Annotated in this window: 21 protein-coding genes and 1 tRNA gene; 11 read left to right on the top strand and 11 right to left on the bottom strand. The window is 62.8% G+C overall.

What is annotated here, in order from left to right:
* The first annotated feature begins 83 nt into the window (after window positions 1–83).
* The 5 genes from Mame_RS07355 to gshB all read left to right on the top strand — a co-directional run bounded on the left by Mame_RS07355 (window position 84) and on the right by gshB (window position 5,524).
* Window positions 84–1,382, top strand: a complete 1,299-nt coding sequence (locus tag Mame_RS07355; RefSeq protein WP_412768647.1) for an extracellular solute-binding protein — start codon at window positions 84–86, stop codon at window positions 1,380–1,382.
* A 312-nt stretch (window positions 1,383–1,694) separates the two neighbouring features.
* Window positions 1,695–2,576: an ABC transporter permease subunit gene (locus Mame_RS07350; protein ID WP_018065076.1), complete on the top strand. Its 882-nt coding sequence runs from the start codon at window positions 1,695–1,697 to the stop codon at window positions 2,574–2,576.
* Between the two features lie 10 nt (window positions 2,577–2,586).
* Window positions 2,587–3,429: an ABC transporter permease subunit gene (locus tag Mame_RS07345; protein WP_018065075.1), complete on the top strand. Its 843-nt coding sequence runs from the start codon at window positions 2,587–2,589 to the stop codon at window positions 3,427–3,429.
* A gap of 11 nt (window positions 3,430–3,440) precedes the next feature.
* Entirely contained in the window at window positions 3,441–4,493 is a 1,053-nt protein-coding gene (locus Mame_RS07340; protein WP_018065074.1) for a sn-glycerol-3-phosphate import ATP-binding protein UgpC, read from the top strand.
* Between the two features lie 77 nt (window positions 4,494–4,570).
* A complete protein-coding gene (gene gshB / locus Mame_RS07335; RefSeq protein WP_018065073.1) occupies window positions 4,571–5,524 on the top strand; it encodes a glutathione synthase in 954 nt (317 codons plus the stop codon).
* On the opposite strand, the gene Mame_RS07330 is transcribed toward gshB, so the two are convergent.
* Window positions 5,519–5,854 (bottom strand): TM2 domain-containing protein, encoded by a 336-nt coding sequence (locus tag Mame_RS07330; protein ID WP_018065072.1) that lies wholly within the window; start codon window positions 5,852–5,854, stop codon window positions 5,519–5,521. The genes gshB and Mame_RS07330 overlap by 6 nt on opposite strands.
* Before the next feature lie 163 nt (window positions 5,855–6,017).
* Between Mame_RS07330 and Mame_RS07325 the strand changes: the two genes are divergently transcribed.
* The 3 genes from Mame_RS07325 to Mame_RS07310 all read left to right on the top strand — a co-directional run bounded on the left by Mame_RS07325 (window position 6,018) and on the right by Mame_RS07310 (window position 9,237).
* Window positions 6,018–7,556 (top strand): YifB family Mg chelatase-like AAA ATPase, encoded by a 1,539-nt coding sequence (locus Mame_RS07325; protein WP_026173523.1) that lies wholly within the window; start codon window positions 6,018–6,020, stop codon window positions 7,554–7,556.
* A gap of 259 nt (window positions 7,557–7,815) precedes the next feature.
* Entirely contained in the window at window positions 7,816–8,853 is a 1,038-nt protein-coding gene (locus Mame_RS07315; protein ID WP_018065070.1) for a DUF2793 domain-containing protein, read from the top strand.
* Between the two features lie 156 nt (window positions 8,854–9,009).
* Window positions 9,010–9,237 (top strand): hypothetical protein, encoded by a 228-nt coding sequence (locus Mame_RS07310; RefSeq protein ID WP_018065069.1) that lies wholly within the window; start codon window positions 9,010–9,012, stop codon window positions 9,235–9,237.
* A gap of 6 nt (window positions 9,238–9,243) precedes the next feature.
* Here Mame_RS07310 and Mame_RS07305 read toward each other — a convergent pair whose 3' ends face one another.
* From Mame_RS07305 to Mame_RS26590, 8 genes are all read right to left on the bottom strand, one after another.
* Window positions 9,244–10,305, bottom strand: coding sequence for a serine protease family protein (locus Mame_RS07305; protein ID WP_155122047.1), 1,062 nt, complete (start codon window positions 10,303–10,305; stop codon window positions 9,244–9,246).
* Window positions 10,298–11,275: a hypothetical protein gene (locus Mame_RS07300; RefSeq protein ID WP_018065067.1), complete on the bottom strand. Its 978-nt coding sequence runs from the start codon at window positions 11,273–11,275 to the stop codon at window positions 10,298–10,300. Before Mame_RS07300 ends, Mame_RS07305 begins: the two co-directional genes overlap by 8 nt.
* Entirely contained in the window at window positions 11,260–11,844 is a 585-nt protein-coding gene (locus Mame_RS07295; RefSeq protein ID WP_018065066.1) for a hypothetical protein, read from the bottom strand. The genes Mame_RS07300 and Mame_RS07295 overlap by 16 nt, the downstream gene beginning before the upstream one ends.
* A gap of 254 nt (window positions 11,845–12,098) precedes the next feature.
* Entirely contained in the window at window positions 12,099–12,287 is a 189-nt protein-coding gene (locus Mame_RS07290; RefSeq protein WP_018065065.1) for a Trm112 family protein, read from the bottom strand.
* A gap of 9 nt (window positions 12,288–12,296) precedes the next feature.
* Entirely contained in the window at window positions 12,297–12,962 is a 666-nt protein-coding gene (locus tag Mame_RS07285; protein ID WP_018065064.1) for an LON peptidase substrate-binding domain-containing protein, read from the bottom strand.
* 14 nt (window positions 12,963–12,976) lie between these two features.
* Window positions 12,977–13,951, bottom strand: coding sequence for a thioredoxin (trxA, locus tag Mame_RS07280; protein WP_018065063.1), 975 nt, complete (start codon window positions 13,949–13,951; stop codon window positions 12,977–12,979).
* A 55-nt stretch (window positions 13,952–14,006) separates the two neighbouring features.
* Window positions 14,007–14,504, bottom strand: a complete 498-nt coding sequence (locus tag Mame_RS07275; protein ID WP_018065062.1) for a prolyl-tRNA synthetase associated domain-containing protein — start codon at window positions 14,502–14,504, stop codon at window positions 14,007–14,009.
* A 135-nt stretch (window positions 14,505–14,639) separates the two neighbouring features.
* Window positions 14,640–14,789 carry a hypothetical protein gene (locus Mame_RS26590; protein WP_155122046.1) on the bottom strand — a complete coding sequence of 50 codons (150 nt, stop codon included), beginning with the start codon at window positions 14,787–14,789 and terminating at the stop codon, window positions 14,640–14,642.
* A gap of 66 nt (window positions 14,790–14,855) precedes the next feature.
* Here Mame_RS26590 and Mame_RS07270 point away from each other — a divergent pair.
* Window positions 14,856–14,930 (top strand) — tRNA-Gly (locus Mame_RS07270).
* A gap of 307 nt (window positions 14,931–15,237) precedes the next feature.
* On the top strand, window positions 15,238–15,513 hold the full coding sequence (gene sciP, locus Mame_RS07265; protein ID WP_018065061.1) for a CtrA inhibitor SciP: 276 nt from the start codon (window positions 15,238–15,240) through the stop codon (window positions 15,511–15,513).
* 353 nt (window positions 15,514–15,866) lie between these two features.
* Here sciP and Mame_RS07260 read toward each other — a convergent pair whose 3' ends face one another.
* Window positions 15,867–16,217 (bottom strand): flagellar export protein FliJ, encoded by a 351-nt coding sequence (locus Mame_RS07260; RefSeq protein WP_026173521.1) that lies wholly within the window; start codon window positions 16,215–16,217, stop codon window positions 15,867–15,869.
* A 419-nt stretch (window positions 16,218–16,636) separates the two neighbouring features.
* Here Mame_RS07260 and ctrA point away from each other — a divergent pair, with 419 nt between their 5' ends.
* Complete coding sequence (gene ctrA, locus Mame_RS07255; RefSeq protein WP_018065059.1) at window positions 16,637–17,335, top strand: response regulator transcription factor CtrA; 699 nt, start codon at window positions 16,637–16,639, stop codon at window positions 17,333–17,335.
* A gap of 99 nt (window positions 17,336–17,434) precedes the next feature.
* Here ctrA and Mame_RS07250 read toward each other — a convergent pair whose 3' ends face one another.
* The gene (locus Mame_RS07250) at window positions 17,435–18,826 is read right to left on the bottom strand and encodes a hypothetical protein (protein WP_155122045.1); all 1,392 of its coding nucleotides are present in this window, start codon (window positions 18,824–18,826) and stop codon (window positions 17,435–17,437) included.
* Window positions 18,827–18,981 lie beyond the last annotated feature (155 nt).

The following is an 18,981-nucleotide window of genomic DNA, read 5'->3' as shown; positions in this document are numbered from 1 at the left end:
ACCGTCGTCTGCCCGTCACGCAGCAAGGCTACCTCCCCGGTAATCATCGCTATCGATGATTTTGAGAACCGGGGAATTTGATCATGAAGAAATTTGTTCTGGCCGCGCTCGCCGCCGGCCTTTCCACGTCGACCGCTTTCGCCGCCACCGACATCACCTGGTGGCACGGCATGGGCGGCAAGAACCAGGAAGTCATCAACCAGATCGCCGAGAAGTTCAACGCATCGCAGGACGCCTGCACGCTGACGCCGGTTTCCAAGGGCACTTATGAAGAAGCGCTCGCCGCCGGCATCGCCGCCTTCCGTTCGGGCGAGCAGCCGAACATTCTCCAGGTGTTCGACGCAGGTGCCGCCACCATCATCAACGCCAAGGGCGCTGCCGTTCCGGCCGAAGACCTGATCAACGACGCTGGCTACACCTTCAACCGCGAAGACTTCATCGAAGGCGTGCGCTACTTCTACGCCGACAGCGACGGCAAGTTCGTCGGCATGCCGTTCAACTCGTCGGCGCCGATCATGTACATCAACACCGAAGCCTTCGAAAAGGCCGGCGTCGAGCCGCCGAAGACCTGGGAAGAGTTCGAGGAAATCGCGCCTGCCCTGAAGGATGCCGGTTACGTTCCGCTCGTCCAGTCGCAGCTCACCTGGGAAATGACCGAGAACTTCTTCTCGCGCAACAATCTCCAGTTCGCGACCAACAACAACGGCTATGACAGCGTCGAGGGCACCGAGATCCTGGTGAACACGCCCGAGCACGTCATGATGTATGAGAAGCTCAAGGATTGGTACGACAACGGCTATTTCGGCTATTACGGCGCCGGCTGGTCCGATAACCAGAAGCCTTTCGAGGAAAACAAGGTTGCGCTGTGGATCGGTTCCTCCGGTTCGTTCGGCGGTCTGCAGAGCACGGCCCAGATGCCCTTCTCGGCGACCTTCCTGCCCTATTGGGGTTCGATCGACGGCGCTGGCACCAATTCCTTCATCGGCGGCGCGGCGCTCTTCGCGCTTTCCGGCAAGTCCGACGACGAGAACAAGTGCACGGCCGACTTCTTCCAGTTCCTGACCTCGCCGGAAATCCAGTACTTCTATCACAAGTCCACCGGCTACGTTCCGGTCACCACCGCGGCCTATGAACTGGCCAAGGAAGACGGCTGGTATGAAGAGCAGCCGGTTGCCGAAGTCGGCATCCAGCAGCTTTCGCTGCCGGGCGGCGAATGGTCCAAGGGCTACCGCATGGGCTTCTACCCGCAGATCCGCGAAGTGATGGAACGCGAATACAACAAGATCTTCGCGGGCGAGACCTCGGTTCAGGACGCGATGGCAACGATCGAGCAGGAAGGCAACGCCCTTCTCGCCCGCTTCGCCAAGACCGCCGGCAACTAAGGCGCCGCATACGAAAATTGCCGGTCCGGGGGTTAACGCCCCCGGATTTTGGCGTATTTGCCAAATGCAATCCCCGTCGCAAACGGCGGTCGCGTTTGCTCTGCATGATGGAACTTGCTCCCAATACTCTCTCCCGCTTGCGGGAGAGATGCCCCGAAAAGGGCAGTGAGGGTGATGCAGCCTTTCCAATCGTGAGGGCGTTCGCGGGGTGGGTCTCCCCCCTCACTGTCGCTCTCCCCTCCGGGGCGAGAAGACTTGGGGGCCATGCGGCATAGGCGGGTTCGTCGCCCCGACCGCAACAGGAAACAGAAAATGAAGCGCGTCCAGTTCAATTCGGCCCTGCTGCCCTATCTTTTCGTGCTGCCGCAGATGGCGATCATCGTGATCTTCTTCTACTGGCCCTCGGCACAGGCGATCCGTTCGTCCTTCTTTCTGGAGGACCCGTTCGGTTTCGGCGAGACCTTCGTCGGCTTCGACAACTACGTCGATGCGCTCACCTCCTCCTACTATCTCCAGGTCGCGCGGTTCACGGTGATCTTCACCATCATCGTCACCTTCCTGTCGCTGACCCTAGGGCTGCTGCTCGCCTCCAAGGCCGACGACGTGATCCGCGGGTCGAGCAGCTACAAGACGCTGCTGATCTCGGTCTATGCGATCGCCCCGCCGGTTGCGGGCCTCTTGGGCATGATGTTCTTCGACCAGCATATCGGCCCGTTCGTCAAAATGGCGTCCTGGTTCGGCTGGGACATGAAGGTCGGGATCAACTATTTCGACACCACCTTCGCGATGATCACCGTCGCCGTGTGGAAGCAGATCCCGTATAATTTCATCTTCTTCCTGTCCGGGCTGCAATCGATCCCGGTCTCGGTGCGTGAGGCGGCGGCGATCGACAACCGCTCGCGCCTCGGCCGGTTCTGGACCGTGACGCTGCCGCTTCTGGCGCCGACGGCCTTCTTCCTGCTGATCATCAACATGACCTATTCGCTGTTCGACACGTTCGGGATCATCGACGTGATCGTCAAGGACAAGGCCGCCAACAACCCGATCACGCTGGTCTACAAGGTCTATATGGATGGCTTCCGCGGCAATGACATCGGCGGCTCGGCGGCGCAATCGGTCATCCTGATGATCATCGTCCTCGCGCTCACCTTCTTCCAGTTCCGCTTCATCGAGCGGCGCGTCCACTACAATTGAGGAAAGCGCCATGCACAGAACCAAACTGATCGATCACATCATCCTGCTGTTCGGCGTATTCTTCATGATCGGCCCGGTGTTCGTGGCCTTCATGACCTCCACCCACACGGCGATCGATGTCCATATCAACGGCCTGCAGGTGAGCTGGGGCGGCGATTTCGTCGCGACATACAAGGAATTGCTCACCCGCAAGGGCGGCTTTACCGGCGAGGTGACCGGCGCGCGCATGGTGATGAACTCCTTCATCCTCGGCGTCGGCTTCGCCGTCGGCAAGATCGTGCTGTCGATGCTGGCCGCCTATGGGCTGGTCTATTTCCGCTCCAGGTTTTCGACGCTGTTCTTCTGGATGATCTTCACCACGCTGCTTTTGCCGCTGGAAGTGCGCATCCTGCCCTCCTACGACGTGATGACCAAGCTTGGGCTGATCAACACCTATACGGGTCTGATCGTGCCGCTTCTGGCATCGGCCACCGGCACGTTCTTCTTCCGTCAGTTCTTCAAATCGGTGCCGGACGAACTGCTGGAGGCGGCCCGCATTGACGGCGCCGGGCCGTTCAAGTTCTTCATCGACATTCTGGTGCCGCTGTCGAAGACAATGATCGCCGCGATCTTCATCATCATGTTCGTCTATGGCTGGAACCAGTATCTCTGGCCGATGATCATGACCAATGACGAGAGCTTCTACACGCTGGTGCGCGGCATCAAGCAGATCCTGCTCGTCTGGGTCGGCTCCCAGATCCCCGAATACAATCAGGCCTTCGCCCTTGCCGTGCTCGCCATGCTGCCGCCCGTGCTGATGGTGGTGATCTTCCAGAGCTGGTTCATCAAGGGCCTGACCGAAAGCGACAAATAGGAACAACAACGATGTCCGCAATCGAAATCTCGAAGGTTTCCAAGATCTATTCCGGCGATCAGCGCGCGGTCGACAGCGTCGACATCGCGATCGCCGATGGCGAGTTCATCGTGCTGGTCGGCCCGTCAGGCTGCGGCAAGTCCACCCTTCTGCGCATGGTGGCTGGCCTTGAGACCATCACCGAAGGCGAGGTGAAAATCGCCGGCAATGTGGTCAACAGGATGGACCCGGCCGAGCGCGATATCGCCATGGTGTTCCAGAATTACGCGCTCTACCCGCATATGACGGTCTATAACAACCTGGCCTACGGCCTGAAGAACTGCGGCACGCCGAAGGCCGAAATCGCGGAGCGGGTCGCGGAAGCCGCCCGCATGCTGGAGCTTGAACCCTATCTGGAGCGCAAGCCGCGCGCGCTTTCCGGCGGCCAGCGCCAGCGCGTGGCGATGGGCCGCGCGATCGTGCGCAAGCCGGCCGCCTTCCTGTTCGACGAGCCCTTGTCGAACCTCGACGCCAAGCTGCGCGTTTCCATGCGCGGCGAGATCAAGCATCTGCAGAAGCGGCTCGGCACCACCTCGATCTACGTCACCCACGACCAGTTGGAAGCCATGACGCTGGCCGACCGGCTGGTGGTGCTGAATGGCGGCAGGATCGAACAGATCGGCACGCCGCTCGACGTCTACCACAAGCCGGCCTCGACCTTCGTCGCCAACTTCATCGGCTCGCCGGCGATGAATCTGGTTGAGGGAAAGCTGACGCAAGGCCAGCTCACGATCGGCGACAACAGGATGCAATTTTCCAGCGCTCCGCCCGCCGATGGCCCAGTCACCGTCGGCATCCGCCCGGAAGACCTGCAGCCGACGGCGGGTGCCGGCCTCAAGGCCCGGCTCGATTATGTCGAGGAACTCGGCGCCACGCGGCTTGCCCATTGCCTGACCGGCGGCGAGCGGCTGACTGCGGCGCTCTCCCCCGAGATACCGCTTGCCGACGAACTCACCTTCGCGGTGTTGCCGGAAAAGGTGCATTTCTACGACCACGCTACCGGGAAGCGGCTTTCGACCGCCTGAGCGACGCCTGCGATTGCCAAGGGGCGGCGCGATGACTAAATATCGTGTCGCTTTAACCGAACCGGGACACGCTTTTCATGGCCGCAATCAAGAACGTCGCCGTCCAGATGGACCATATCTCCACCGTCAAGATCGGCGGCGATTCGACCTTTGCCATGAGCCTCGAGGCGCAGAACCGGGGCTACAAGCTGTTCCACTACACGCCCGACCGGCTGAGCCTGCGCGACGGCAAGGTGTTTGCGACCGTCGAGCCGATGACGCTGCGCGATGTCGAGGGCGACCATTACACGCTCGGCACGCCGGAGCGGATCGACCTTTCGACCATGGATGTGGTGCTGCTCAGGCAGGACCCGCCCTTCGACATGGCCTATATCACCTCCACCCACCTGCTGGAGCGCATCCATCCGAAGACGCTGGTGGTCAATGACCCGGCCTGGGTGCGCAACTCGCCGGAAAAGATCTTCGTCACCGAGTTCACGGACCTGATGCCGCCGACGTTGATCACGAAGGATGTCGGCGAAATCCGCCGTTTCCGCGAGGAAATGGGCGATATCATCCTGAAGCCGCTCTATGGCAATGGCGGCGCGGGCGTATTCCACTCCACCCGAGACGATCGCAATTTCACCTCGCTTCTGGAAATGTTCGCGCAGATGTTCCGCGAACCCTATATCGCCCAGGCCTATCTGCCGGCCGTGCGCAAGGGCGACAAGCGCATCATCCTGGTCGACGGCGAATTCGCCGGCGCGATCAACCGCGTGCCGGCCGAGACCGACAGCCGCTCCAACATGCATGTCGGCGGCCGCGCGGAAGCCGCCGGCCTGACCGAACGCGAAAAGGAGATCTGCGCCCGCATCGGCCCTGCACTGAAAGAGCGCGGCTTCATCCTCGTCGGCATCGACGTGATCGGCGACTATATGACGGAAATCAACGTCACCTCGCCGACCGGTATCCGCGAGGTCAAGAAATTCGGCGGGGCGGATATCGCGAGCCTGATGTGGGACGCGATCGAGAAGAAGCGCGGCGGTCTATGATCTGTTCTCGCCCGCCAGCGCCTGCTGCGTGAGGCGCGCGCGGATCTCGTTCTTCTGGGCGTCGATCATGCCCGAGATCAGGAACAGATCGACGATCCACCATAGCGCCCAAATGCCAAGCAGGAAAAAGCCGACGATGAAGACGACGGTCAGTCCGCCGATGACGTTGAGCAGAAGCATGGCAAGGCCCGACCCCATGCGGCCGAGATAAAACCGGTGAATGCCGGCCCAGCCAAGGAAAAACCACAGCAGATAGGCAGCCGCCGGCGATTTGGCGCTGTTGGTCACGTGCTGCTCGATCAGTATCCGCTCTTCGGTCGTCAGTCCCATGGCACCCTCTTTGCTTTCGACCCGCGGTTTACTGCGGCGCTGGCGATCTGTCTATCCCGTTGAACACGAAGGAGAAATGAAAGTTCTCTTTTTGTTCTTGCAAGTAAGCGCGAGTTATGGAATCCTTGCAACCTGAGGATACAGGCAAGCGGGCGGGATGGTCATGGTTTCACGCGTTCATACGGTTGCGTTTCAGGGGATCGAGGGCGTTCCGGTCGATGTCCAGGTCATGGTCGCGCCGGGCAAGATCGGCATGCAGATCGTCGGCCTGCCGGACAAGGCGGTCGCTGAAAGCCGCGAGCGGGTGCAGGCGGCGCTCCATGCCACGGGCCTGGCGCTTCCGCCGAAGCGGGTCACCGTGAATCTCGCGCCGGCCGACCTGCCGAAGGAGGGCTCGCATTTCGACCTTGCGATCGCGCTCGGTCTGATGGCGGCGCTCGGGGCGGTGCCAGCGGATGCGCTGTCCGGCTACATGGTGATCGGCGAACTGAACCTTGACGGGACGATCGCCTCCGTGGCCGGCGCGCTGCCCGCGGCCATCGCCGCCAACGCGCTCGACAAGGGCCTGATCTGCCCGGTCGATTGCGGGCCGGAGGCGGCCTGGGCGAGCGCTGATATCGATATTCTCGCCCCCAAGAGCCTGATCGGCATCGCCAATCACTTCAAGGGCACGCAGGTGCTCTCCCGCCCGCACCCGGCCGTGCGCGCCGCACCGCACGACCTGCCGGACCTTGCCGATATCAAGGGGCAGGAGAGCGCCAAGCGCGCGCTCGAAGTGGCGGCCGCCGGCGGGCACAACCTACTGATGGTCGGCCCTCCGGGTGCCGGAAAGTCCATGCTCGCCGCCCGCCTGCCCTCGATCCTGCCGCCGCTTCTGCCGCAGGAACTGCTCGACATGTCGATGGTCCACTCGATCGCCGGCAAGCTTGCCGGCGGCAAGTTGTCGGATCGGCGGCCGTTCCGCGCGCCGCATCATTCCGCCAGCATGGCCTCGCTGGTGGGCGGCGGCATCAAGGCGCGGCCGGGCGAGGCCTCGCTTGCCCATCACGGCGTGCTTTTTCTCGACGAGCTCCCGGAATTCTCGCCGCAGGTGCTCGACGCCTTGCGCCAGCCACTGGAGACCGGCGAATGCGTGATCGCGCGCGCCAATCACCGCGTCTCCTACCCCGCCGCCTTCCAGCTTGTCGCGGCGATGAACCCGTGCCGCTGCGGCATGGCCGGAGAGCCCGGCCATTCCTGCGCGCGCGGCCCGCGCTGCGCCGCCGATTATCAGGCCCGCATTTCCGGCCCGCTGATGGACCGGATCGATATCCGCATCGATGTACCCGCCGTCAGCGCCATTGATCTCATCGGCGCGAAATCGACGGGCGAAGCGAGCGGCGCGGTGGCGCGCAGGGTGGAACGCGCCCGCAATGCCCAGCGCGAGCGCTTTGCCGGGCTTGATGAGAAGGCGACCACGGTCAATGCCCGCTGCGCGGCAAACCTGATCGAGAAACTCGCAGAACCCGATGCCGCCGGCCTTGCCCTGCTGCGCGAGGCGGCGGAGAAGATGCGGTTTTCCGCCCGCGGCTATCACCGCGTCCTCAAGGTCGCCCGCACGATCGCCGATCTCGACGGCAAGGCCCAGGTTGGCCGCATGCATATCGGCGAGGCCATAGCCTATCGCGTCGCAACGGCCGAAAGGACCGGCGCCATCGCCTGACGCGCCGGCGCAGCGCTCGACCGCGTCCCCGAGACATGCGGGCTTACCAAACACCCGCGCGAACGTGGTCCCGGCTCCCGGCTCCCGGCTCCCGGCTCCCGGCTCCCGGCTCCCGGCTCCCGGCTCCCGGCTCCCGGCTCCCGGCTCCCGGCTCCCGGCTCAAGAAGCATTCTCCCTAACCGTCCCTGCGCCAACCATTTTCCCCGGCCTCCCGCGCGGGACTAGGCTTGTGACAACGCAGCCCGCGAAGGAGATTCTCATGTCGGATGCAACATCGAAGCTGGGCCTTCCCTTTATCCTGCCCGCCCAGGCGCAAAAACACGTCACCCATAACGAGGCGTTGCAGCGTCTCGACGCCGTCGTTCATCTCGCGCTTGCAGGAGAAGACGACAGCCCGCCGGAAACGCCCGAGGACGGCGACTGCCATCTGGTCGGTGAAAGCCCGACCGGCCTGTTCTCCGGCCATGCCGGGGAGATCGCGATCTATCAGGATGGTCTCTGGCAGTTCGCAGGGCCAGCCGCCGGCTGGACCGCCTGGTTCGGTACTGATGCTAAATGGCGCGTCTTCGACGGTGCCGCCTGGGTCACGCCACCGGTTCCCGACGAGGCAACTTTCGCGTCCGTCGGCATCAATGCCGCGGCGGATGCCACCAATCGTCTGTCGGTGTCCTCTCCCGCAACGCTGCTAAACAATGCAGGTGCCGGCCACCAGCTCAAGATCAACAAGGCGACGCCCGGCGACACCGCCTCGCTGCTGTTCCAGACCGGCTGGTCCGGCCGCGCGGAAATGGGTCTCGCCGGCACCGACGGCTTTGCCATCAAGGTCAGCCCGGACGGCGCAAGCTGGTTCGAGGCGCTGCGCGTTTCCCCCTCCGGTGCGGTCGTCACGCCGGAACGCCCGCTCGCGCGCGCCGCGCGCGCCGTTGGCGCCACGCTGATCGACACGCCAACCGCGCTCGGCTTCGACACGCTTTACACGGGCGAGGGCGGGTTCTTTCTCGGCGCGGCGGTTGCCGGCGGCGGCGAAAAGCTGTCCTTTCCGGTCAGCGGCTATTACGCGGTTACCCTCAATATCTCGGCAACCGCAAGCGGCCCCTTCACCGTCACTCTGCAAAAAAACGCCTCGGAAAACGTGGTGATCGTGCGCGGCGGCGCGACAGGGGGAGACGAGGTCACGCTCTCGTCCACCGCCATCGCCTATTTTGCGACCGGCGACGACGCGCAGCTATCTTTCACCGGGGCAGCGACCTACAATCTGGGATATGGCGCCACCGAGGTGATCGCGGTTCTGACCTGATTGTCCCGAACGGCTTGAATGCATGCCGTGATCAGGGCTATCCATTGTAAACCCGCATGTCGCGGCCGGGTGAAATCGCCGCGACATGCGCGAGACAGGCAATAAGAGCGGAGACCCCCTTTTGCGGGGAGGGCATCCGCAGGAGAAAGGGCGATCATGGCGGGCATGGACTGGCGGAAGAGTTTCGATCTCAAACACCCTTCGCTGAAACCGCTCTGGGTGCGCATCCTGGCCGTGGCGCTCTCCGCCGGCTGGGCTGTGGCCGAGCTGTTTATCGGCTCGCCCTTCTGGGCGATCCCGTTCGGCGCTGCCGCCGCCTATATGGCCTATGTCTTCTTCTTCTCGCCCGATCGGCACTATTTCAGCGGCAAAGACGACGCGTGAGGCGCTTTACTCGCCGCAGCTCAGCGTGTGGAAATGGTCGCCCCATGCGGCGATCGCCACCTTGAAATACCCTTCTCCTTCGAAGCGATGGTCACCGCCCCAGACCAGCCGGCCGCCATCGGCCGTTCCGCGCAGATAAATCACGCCGTTTTCGGTCTTGAGCGGCAGGATCGCGCTTCGCCCACCTTCGATCTCTCCGGACACCGTGGAGAATGGCAGGTCCTTGCGCGCTTCGATCGCGCGATAGCGGGCGATATAGCTGACCGGCTGATTGCAACCATTCATCAGCACGAACGAAATGAACGGCGCGTAACCGGCTTCCATCACGCGGAACTGGCCGGGCTGAAGCCCCGTCATGATTCGGCCGATCCCCTCCTGCTCCGCCTTGCCGATATAGCGGCCGCGCCCGGGGCCGAGATAGATCCCGACAATGCCGGAGCTCGAACGGATGGCCGCGCCGGCGGCACCCTCCGGCAGCGCGCAGTTCAACGGCATAAGATCCCCGGCCTCAATCGCAAGCGCCGCGCAGCCGTCGCTCGCCATCTGCCCGCCGGTCGCGGCGTCATAGAAGTCCACGCTCAGCCCCTCGTCATTGCCGGCATGGCCGTAGTGAAAGCCCGCCTCCGCGGTGACCTCGGAAAAGGCCGGCTGCCCGTCCGCCTCCCTCACTTCGACGATAGCAGGCTGGTCGTTCAGCGAAGCGCCCGGACCGAAGGGCGCGTCGGCGGCGGGCAGATAGACGCGTTGAACGAAGCGCCGCCCGGCGGGAATATAGCCGTCATCGAGATCGATGCGCGGCATGATCTGGCGGTCTTCGAACGGCGCGCCGGTTTCGGGATCGATCACACAGGTCGCCGCCGTCAAAACATGGCGGGGACCGATGACCGTGCCCGAACAGACCACCTGATCGATGCCGCTGACGATGGCCGCCAGGCTGCGGTCCCGCCCTTCGCTGCCATCCACCGCTTCGACATGGGTTGCGGCGACTGCAGCAGACGCCAGAAAACAGCCCGCGAGAAGCGCGTTCAGGAACAGAAATCCGCGTTGCCGCAATGTCCGCCTACTCATCGGCGCCCTCCCCGGCCGGCTGTCCGTTCCCACCCGGTTCCGCGCCCCGCCTCTCGCCGGCATCGGTCGCCCTTTCCATGGCAGCCATGATCGCGGCGGCCTCCCGGCGGGCCTGTTCATAGGCGGCAGCATCGCCCTGCTTCAATCCGTTCGGCAGGTTTTGCAGCCGCTCGAGCTTGCGCAGAAGCGCGATCGGCACGCCCCGGCGAAAGGCCGGCTCCAGATAGCGTTGCGGATCCTCGCGCATCGCCGCCACCTCATAGCCGAAACTGCGCGCGACGCCATCGAGCAGCCGGTTGACCGCCTCGGCGGCGGCCACGGCGCGGTTGCGCATGTTGTTTTCCGCCAGAAACGTCATCAACTCGTTAGCCGACCACGCCGCTTGCACGATCTCTACCCCTTCGGGGCGAAGCTCGCTTTGCCAGACCGAGCGCGCCGTTTCCGGCGACAGCCACGCATCCTTGTTGATGCCGCTCAGCCAGATAAACGTCCGGTCCCAGCCGGGCCGCGACGGTGGGCTCTCGACCCATTCGCCCGGCGCGCCGGGGGTCGCGATCCGCTGCGATACGCCGACATAGGAATTCTGCGCGGGCGCATAAAACCGGAACATCATCTCGACCTCCGAAGGCCGGATGCGCGGCGCCTCCTCGGGCAATCGCGCGCCGGTTTCGCCTGATGGCGACCAGACCTGCACATCACCCGGCCCAAATGTCGGCAACAGATAGCGCCAGTCTTCGATTTCATAGCGAAAGCGCGCGGTCAGCACCGGCGCGTCATTCTCCAGCGCCATGTGCAGATCCGCGTCCCAGATGAGAACGCTTGTCGAAGGCTCATCCGCCGTGGGCGCGGTGAAGCTGGCGCTGTAGCTCTGCCCCCGTGCCTCCACCAGACGATTGCCGTCAGCCCCCGCCGCAGCCGGCAGCAGCAGCGCAAGCCATCCCAGGAAAAGAGACGTCAAGAACCGAGCCATAGCTCGAACCTTTCCTGCTGTTCATCGGACACGAAAAACCGGCGCTTGCCCCCGAGCGGCTGAAGCCCGGCGCGCGCGCCGTAATAGCCGCCGGTCTCCGCGCTGTCTGTCGCAAGCGGCATGTAGGACAGCGCGAACCAGCCCGCCACGCAGACAAGCAGAGCGGCGATGACGCCCCCGCCGAGCCATAGCAGAACCTTGCGCGGATCCCGCTTCGGCCTCTGGTGGACCGCCGAGGCATCCCACACTTCGTCGTCAACATCATCATCCCACGCGGGAACCGCAGGCGCCTTGACCGGCTGCGGGTCTGGCCGCGCGCGCTGGTGAAATCCGGTTTCGATCTCGAGAAGGCTTTCCGGCGCGTTCAGGAAGTCGCCGGCCTCGAAGGGCGGCGACACCGCGCGGCCGCCATGGGTTGCGCGGATCTGCAACTGCCGCCCATTGGCGGTCGCCAGATCGTAGAGCGGATCGCCCTCCACGATTGCGTCGCCGCGCTTGAAATAGGACCGCTCCACCCGGACCGGATAAAACTCGTCCCCCGCAGGCGATTGCATGATGACACGCGACATCCGTTCTCCGTCCTGAACCGCCCGCCCGGCCGCGCCACGGGGGCAATCCAATGCTTCCGGAGCATAGTCCGGCACCCCGCGCCATGCTCCTTGTCTGTTCCCGCGCAAGGCCTGCGCCGGCCCGCCTTTGATGCACGTTAATCCGCAAATCTTTACGGAATGAAACCATTTCCGGTTTGCCGTGCACATTCCCCTAATAAAGCGAAGACTAGATCAGCGGATTGCCGCCAGCAAGTGGGCGAGATCGGGCGGTGTCAGTCCTCAAGCGGACGCGCCTCGGAGGCCAGCATGATCGGCACGCCATCGCGGATGGGATAGGCGAGCTTCGCCTTCTCCGAAACGAGCTCCTGCCGTTCGTCATCATAGGAAAGCCGTCCCTTGGTCAGCGGGCAGACCAGAAGTTCGAGCATTTTGGGATCGATCCCGGCTTCCCTGGCGATCATGGTTCGCCCCTATTGCAGACGATCGCCGGGGTCGCCGGCAAGCGCGAATTCGATAATCGCGATGAACAGCGCCGCCCGCGCCCTGAGATCGGGCGCTTCCAGCAAGGCCTGTTTTTCCGCGGGGCCGAAGGGCGCCATCATCGACAGCGAATTGACGAGGGTGAGATTGCTGGCCTGCTCGATATGATCCCACTCGGTTTCCAGCCCCTCGGAATCGAGATAGGCTCGGAACGCCCGGATCAGGCCCGCCCGGTCGACGCCGTCATCCTGCCCTTCGATTTTGAGATCGCCCAGGAACGGCGCGATGGTGAAGCTGCGGAACGGCCGCGTCGTTTTCACCTCATCGATCAGCCGCACCCGGCAAATGCCGGCCAGCGCCACCAGGTACCGCCCGTCGCCGGTTTCGGCGAACGAGGTGATCCGGCCGAGGCATCCGATATTGGAAACCGGCGTATCGTCGGTAACCGAAAGCGTCTCGTCGTGGCGGGCGGGCTGGGCCATGACGATCAGCCGGTTGCCCGCGATCGCATGATCGACCATGGCGATATAGCGCGGCTCGAAAATGTTGAGCGGCAATTGCCCGTGCGGCAGCAACAGCCCGCCCGTCAGCGGAAACACCGGAGCGCTCTCCGGCAGATCCTTGGCGGTCAGATAACGGGCATTGCCAACCTGCATGGTGGTCTGGTCCCTTACGAGAAAAGGATGGTCGAAAGCCTGCGACGGGCTGCAATCGTGGCCGGATCCTTCGGCCCCCAGGCCTCGAAAAACGCGATCAACTGGCGGCGCGCGCCATCATCGTCGAATTCGCGGTCCCGGCGCATGATAATCAGAAGCTGCTCGGCAGCCGCCTCGCGCTTGCCCTCGGCATTCAGCACCTTGGCGAGCTTCATGCGCGCCTCGTGATCGTCCGGGTTCTGGGCCAAAGCATGTTCCAGGGCCGCGGGATCGCCGAACTTGCGCGCCTCCTCGATCTGCTCGATCTTGGTGACGAGCGCTTTGATGGCGTCATCCTCGCGCAACTCCTCCGGCACCTGTTCCAGCACCTGGCGGGCGCGGTCGAGCTGGCCGGCGGCAACCATGCAGCGCCCGATCCCGGCAAGCGCCTTCGGGTTTTCCGGGTCGGCCTGCATCACCGCGGCAAAAAGCTGGCCGGCCTCCTGCAGCTTGCCATCCGCGAGCATTTGCTCGGCCTGGTCCAGCGCCTCGGCGATCTCGGCCTTGCGGTCCTGCTCGGACGGGCTGTTCTGGGAAAGCTTGGCGATGAACTCATTGACCTGGCTTTCCGGAACCGCACCCATGAAGCCATCCACCGGCTGGCCCGCGGAAAACGCGATGACGGCCGGGATCGACTGAATGCCGAGCTGGCCGGCGATCGACGGGTGCTCGTCGATATTCATCTTCACCAGCTTGACCTTGCCGCCGGCGGCCGTGACCGCCTTTTCCAGCACCGGACCGAGCTGCTTGCATGGGCCGCACCAAGGTGCCCAGAAATCCACCAGCACCGGTTGGGCCTTCGATTCCTCGATCACATCCTTGCCGAATGCGGCGGTGGTCGTGTCCTTGATCAGCCCGCCGGGCGGCGTGGCGCCATTGACGGCGCCATCGGCCGAAACATTCATCTGGCCGCCGAAGGAACCGCCATAGGGGTTGTCAAATCCGCTCATCACTCTCTCCGTATGGCCTTCGAGGCCCCGTCTCTGTTGGATTTAAGATCGTGTGTCACACCGTTACTTTCAAGACAACCGGCTCATGCCCTGTAGCCCGGATGAAGCTTAACAGATCATCGCGCCCGATCGAGGTCGTGGCGGTGTTGCGCAAGGGATGGCAGTTGATGATCTCGTTCTCCATCAGGCTCTCATCGAGAATGAACGTGACCTGGCGCTCCTCGTCATTGATGGCGCCAAGCGCCGTCACCGAGCCGGGCTCGACCCCGAGATAATCCATCAACGCGTCCGGCCTGCCGAAGGAGACCCGTCCCGACGCCCCGATCAGCGTATGCACCGTCTTCAGGTCGACGGTTGCGTACTCTTCCACCGTCAGCAGGAAATACCGGCTCTTCTTGTCCTTCACGAACAGGTTCTTGGTGTGGCCGCCGGGGATCTTTTCGCGCAGGTCATCGCCTTCGGCCACGGTGAACACTGGCCGATGCTCGTGATTCTGATAGGAGATGCCGAGTCCGTCGAGAAAGGCGAACACGTCGTCGGAGGTCTTGGTCATCAGGGCCGTTCCGGTTTCGAATTGACGCCTGTTTCAACACCAAACGGCGGTCAATGCAACTCCGTCGCGCCGGTTGACGCGGCAATGGTCGCCGCACCAATGGCCCGGCAGCCCGACTTGCCCGCCTTCCCCGCTTCATTCAGCAGGCGCCGATGCTCTTTGCCAATGTTCGCGGGCGTATCGCAATTCGGCTAAAATACTGAAATACAGAGCTTTTGCCGACCAAGCAAAAAAATGCGCCATTCCCGTAATTTCTCTGTTGCATTTGAAATCCGCTTGGGCCATATACGCCCTCGTCGTCGCCGAGACGACATATCCGGCCTGAGAACTACCCCCGGCCGGGTTTTATGAGCGGGTGTAGCTCAGGGGTAGAGCACAACCTTGCCAAGGTTGGGGTCGAGGGTTCGAATCCCTTCGCCCGCTCCAGTTTTCCCAGGAAAATCAAATTTTTATGGATCCTTGACGCTGAAGATCAGCGCCGCGATCCCATCTCCTGCCCGATCTGCCCAGCTCGTGACTGGCATGTCCCTCTGGATACCATCCCTGCCGCCGGGCCGCCGGTTCTCGCGATGGATGCATTCGCGCGCCTTCGCCCATGCAAATTCTCCTTTCCGACATCGCCCGCATGAAAGCCGGAAAAGCTGGTTACCAGAGCGTTACACTTGCCTTAGGCAAATTTTAAAAGTGTGGCGCTAGGTTGTGAGCGTAGGTTGTGAGTTTTGTAGAGAGTACGATGACCGAGCTAGCCCGCGTTCGCGCAAAATATGTCATAGGTCCCGACGGCAGTCCGCTGACCGTTGCCGACCTGCCTCCTTCCAATACGCGGCGCTGGGTGATCCGGCGCAAGGCGGAAGTCGTGGCGGCCGTGCGCGGCGGCCTGCTGAGCCTGGAAGAAGCGTGCGAGCGATACTGCCTGACGGTGGAGGAATTCCTCTCCTGGCAGGCATCGATCGACGATCACGGCCTTGCCGGCCTGCGCACGACGCGGATCCAGCAATATCGCAACTGACCGGCGCGGCACCGCGCCGTCCCGCGGGTGACGGCTGGCGCCGGACGACCCGCGCGTTTCTTTTCGGCCCATCTCATCGAAGGCGTTTTTGACGCGGCAGGGCAGGAGTGTCGCCGCATCAATGCCGGCTTTTAGCCGAGATCAGCCAGGCCGCGATCGAAAGAGCGGAGACCGGCCATCCGCGAAGCCGATCCTGCAAAGAGCGATGACGGCGCCGCCCGATTTCAGCCCCCGCGGCTACTTGCGAAAGCCCTCCGAGACCCCACGATACCAATCGTCCGTCCCACAAAAAGCCAAAGGCCGCATCATCGCGATGCGGCCTTTGGTGTTAGCGGTTCCCCTCGGCTTAGCCCTTAGGCGCGCTTGCGGCCCGCGGCATCGCGCTCCTCGAGGGCGGCGGCGCGCTCATAGTCCAGTTCCATCTCGGCGAGCTCGGCTTCGGCCTTGTCGCGCTGCTCGCGCAGGTCGGCGACCGAGACCGCCAGATTGTCGGCCCGCTGGCGCGCCGATTTCGCGAATGTCGAATATGCGAAATGGCCGGGGTCGGTGATCCCGGATTTCTTTTCCTCGGCGGCGATCTGCTGCATGAGCTCGCCGGACATACGGGCGAATTCATCCATCATGAGTTGCAATTGCTGCAACTGCCGCTTCTTTTCCTTTACCTGAAACGCCTTCAGACGCAACAGACTGTTTCGTGCCTTCATACGCAAAACTCCCCGGCTGACGAACGCATAGCGGATCGGTCCCCCTCGGTTTCTGATTCGCGCCAAAAATGATTAACGAAATCGAAATCGCGGTAACCTTTCGTTTACAGTCATGTCCGATCATAGCCGTCAGGGCTTAAGGGTCGGTAAACCGCGTTATCGGATTCAAACAAAAACTAGCGAGTCAGATGAGTCACTTAGCAGTTTTGGTTAATCTTTTTTATCGGCTTTTGAGATTAAAAAAGTTCAATGAAATCAACGCCATTCTAATGTTCATTAATATCTTCTGGCTGTCTTGCCAAAAAGAATCAGAATTTGTTAACCATTAGATGGCAGCTTCCAAATCAGGTCATCACTGAGTCCGTATCGCGTCGGGGGCGACAACAGACCTTTCATAGCGGCGGTTCAAGGGGAAAGACATGCGGGTTCTTTTAATCGAAGACGACGGCGCCACAGCACAAAGCATCGAGCTGATGCTGAAGAGCGAAAACTTCAACGTGTACACCACGGATCTGGGCGAGGAAGGCGTCGACCTCGGCAAGATCTACGATTACGACATCATCCTTCTCGATCTCAACCTGCCGGATATGTCCGGCTACGAAGTGCTCAAGGCGCTTCGGGTTTCGAAGATCGCAACGCCAATCCTTATTCTCTCGGGCATGTCCGGCACGGACGACAAGGTGCGCGGCTTCGGCTCCGGCGCCGACGACTACCTGACGAAGCCGTTCCACAAGGAAGAGCTGGTCGCCCGCATCCACGCCATCGTGCGCCGCTCAAAAGGCCACGCGCAATCGATCATCTCCACCGGCGATCTCGCCGTCAATGTGGATGCCAAGACCGTTGAAGTCGGCGGCCAGCGCGTTCACCTGACTGGCAAGGAATATCAGATGCTTGAGCTGCTTTCGCTGCGCAAGGGCACCACGCTCACCAAGGAAATGTTCCTCAACCACCTTTATGGCGGCATGGACGAGCCGGAACTGAAGATCATCGACGTCTTCATCTGCAAGCTCCGCAAGAAGCTCGCCAACGCCGCCGGCGGCACCAACTTCATCGAAACCGTCTGGGGCCGCGGCTATGTGCTGCGCGAACAGGACCAGCAGGAGATGAAACGCGCCTGACGCGGTTCACAAGGCTGAAGAACGCGGCGCTCCGGCGCCGCTTTTCGTTTGAGCCTGCGCCCTTCCCGGCCCGGCCGGGCCGAGCGCGCCCGCAGAACCTCACTTCCCGCTTCGCATCCCGGCAAGCTGAGCCGCACCCGTCTCCCCGGCTGTCTTCTCGCCCAGCGGGGCACAGAGCAGCAGGAGGCGGCTCTTTAGCATGTCGATCTTGAATTTCGCGGCCGCGACGGCGGTTTTCGCCTTCTCGACATCGACACTCTCGCCGCAATGCGCCGCCTCATCGGCGTTCTGCAACTGGTTCTCCGCCCGCACCAGCGCTGCGTTCGCCGCGGCGAGGTCGCTTTCGGCGGCGGCGATGCCGAGCTTCAGGGCGTTGAAGTCGTTCATGAAGTCGCGTCGGTTGTCGCGCGCGCTCAGGATCGTCTCCATAAGCGTCAGCCGGGCATTCTGCGTCATGCGCAGCGCATCGCCTTCATCGATCAGCGGCAGGACATAGGATACCAGGAACTGGAGGTTCAGGCCGCCGGTCTGGGTCATGAAACTGGGGATCGAAGTTTTCAGCTTGGTGAAACGCGATTGCCGGGCGAGATCGAGCTGCGCGGCCGAGGCTTCAACGAGCAGATCCTCCAGGCGCTTCTTGCCGGAGCTTGCGAAACAGGCCTCCGCATCGTCGCTCTTCATCGACCCAAAGCCCGAAAGCGAAGACAGCACGGAACGCTCCGGGGCCACGCGATAGCCGCCCTCGGCAAGACCCGCAAGGCCCAGCAATTCATCCCGTTTCGAGGCGAGCAATCGCGACACCGCGTCAGCCTCGCGCCGGGCGGCGACGACCTGCGCCTTGAGCGCTTTCAACTCTCGTTGCGTGGCCTCTTCGTTCGCGACCTCCGCCTCGACATCGCCGGCCCGGCAGGCAAGCCCCTTTTCCTTCAACACGGCATTTTTATGCCTGAAATCGAGGGTCGTATATTCATTGTAGGTGTTGAGCAGGTTGGACGTCGCGGTGCGCTGGGCGATCTGGTATTGAACCGGGATCAGCCGGCCGGCGACCTCGACCGAGGGCTGATCGAGGCGGAGCAAGGCCTTCGAGATGTCCCAGTTGACGCCGAGCACGATATTCGAAGTCCCGGCCACATCCCCGAGATCATCGCCGGTATAGGTGGCAATCTGGCGCGCCTCGGCGCTGATGCGCGGCAGTCGCGCGGATTTGACCTTGTCGAGTTCGAGCATCGCCCGCGCGCGACTGATGCGGGCGCGCATGAAATCCTTGCCGGCGCTTTCCGCGCTCACCAGAAGTTCAGTGGGCCCCAGCACCGATCCGTCGGCCGGCGGTTCGGGCGGCTGCGCGCTGAGTTCCTGCTCCATCAGGTCGATCTGCTGGGCGGTTTGCTGCAATTGCTGGGAGGCGCACCCGGCAAGCGCCAGCCCGACGCCCGCAAGCGCGCCCATGCTGAGCCTGGCGGCCCCTCTGTTTCGGAAGTTTCGATCAGGCACGGTTGGCATCACACGGCTGGAGACGGGAGGGCATGCCATCGGCGCGGGCCTTACCCGTTGTGCGGCTGCGAACAATTGTTCCGCTCGGCGACGGGATGGCGACCGGGGATCGGCTGGATTTGCGCACAAAGACGCTCGAGACCGCCGGCAAGGCC

This window comes from Martelella mediterranea DSM 17316 (assembly GCF_002043005.1).
In the GTDB taxonomy this organism is placed as follows: domain Bacteria; phylum Pseudomonadota; class Alphaproteobacteria; order Rhizobiales; family Rhizobiaceae; genus Martelella; species Martelella mediterranea.
Note: the sequence above shows the minus strand (reverse complement) of the source record. Positions and strands in the feature narration are given on the sequence as shown.

Bases quoted from the DNA above. Each gene is read 5' to 3' on its own strand.
- Mame_RS07355 (WP_412768647.1), top strand. From the start codon at position 84: ATGAAGAAATTTGTTCTGGCCGCGCTCGCCGCCGGCCTTTCCACGTCG.
- Mame_RS07350 (WP_018065076.1), top strand. From the start codon at position 1,695: ATGAAGCGCGTCCAGTTCAATTCGGCCCTGCTGCCCTATCTTTTCGTG.
- Mame_RS07345 (WP_018065075.1), top strand. From the start codon at position 2,587: ATGCACAGAACCAAACTGATCGATCACATCATCCTGCTGTTCGGCGTA.
- Mame_RS07340 (WP_018065074.1), top strand. From the start codon at position 3,441: ATGTCCGCAATCGAAATCTCGAAGGTTTCCAAGATCTATTCCGGCGAT.
- gshB (WP_018065073.1), top strand. From the start codon at position 4,571: ATGGCCGCAATCAAGAACGTCGCCGTCCAGATGGACCATATCTCCACC.
- Mame_RS07330 (WP_018065072.1), bottom strand. From the start codon at position 5,854: ATGGGACTGACGACCGAAGAGCGGATACTGATCGAGCAGCACGTGACC.
- Mame_RS07325 (WP_026173523.1), top strand. From the start codon at position 6,018: ATGGTTTCACGCGTTCATACGGTTGCGTTTCAGGGGATCGAGGGCGTT.
- Mame_RS07315 (WP_018065070.1), top strand. From the start codon at position 7,816: ATGTCGGATGCAACATCGAAGCTGGGCCTTCCCTTTATCCTGCCCGCC.
- Mame_RS07310 (WP_018065069.1), top strand. From the start codon at position 9,010: ATGGCGGGCATGGACTGGCGGAAGAGTTTCGATCTCAAACACCCTTCG.
- Mame_RS07305 (WP_155122047.1), bottom strand. From the start codon at position 10,305: ATGAGTAGGCGGACATTGCGGCAACGCGGATTTCTGTTCCTGAACGCG.
- Mame_RS07300 (WP_018065067.1), bottom strand. From the start codon at position 11,275: ATGGCTCGGTTCTTGACGTCTCTTTTCCTGGGATGGCTTGCGCTGCTG.
- Mame_RS07295 (WP_018065066.1), bottom strand. From the start codon at position 11,844: ATGTCGCGTGTCATCATGCAATCGCCTGCGGGGGACGAGTTTTATCCG.
- Mame_RS07290 (WP_018065065.1), bottom strand. From the start codon at position 12,287: ATGATCGCCAGGGAAGCCGGGATCGATCCCAAAATGCTCGAACTTCTG.
- Mame_RS07285 (WP_018065064.1), bottom strand. From the start codon at position 12,962: ATGCAGGTTGGCAATGCCCGTTATCTGACCGCCAAGGATCTGCCGGAG.
- trxA (WP_018065063.1), bottom strand. From the start codon at position 13,951: ATGAGCGGATTTGACAACCCCTATGGCGGTTCCTTCGGCGGCCAGATG.
- Mame_RS07275 (WP_018065062.1), bottom strand. From the start codon at position 14,504: ATGACCAAGACCTCCGACGACGTGTTCGCCTTTCTCGACGGACTCGGC.
- Mame_RS26590 (WP_155122046.1), bottom strand. From the start codon at position 14,789: ATGGCCCAAGCGGATTTCAAATGCAACAGAGAAATTACGGGAATGGCG.
- sciP (WP_018065061.1), top strand. From the start codon at position 15,238: ATGACCGAGCTAGCCCGCGTTCGCGCAAAATATGTCATAGGTCCCGAC.
- Mame_RS07260 (WP_026173521.1), bottom strand. From the start codon at position 16,217: ATGAAGGCACGAAACAGTCTGTTGCGTCTGAAGGCGTTTCAGGTAAAG.
- ctrA (WP_018065059.1), top strand. From the start codon at position 16,637: ATGCGGGTTCTTTTAATCGAAGACGACGGCGCCACAGCACAAAGCATC.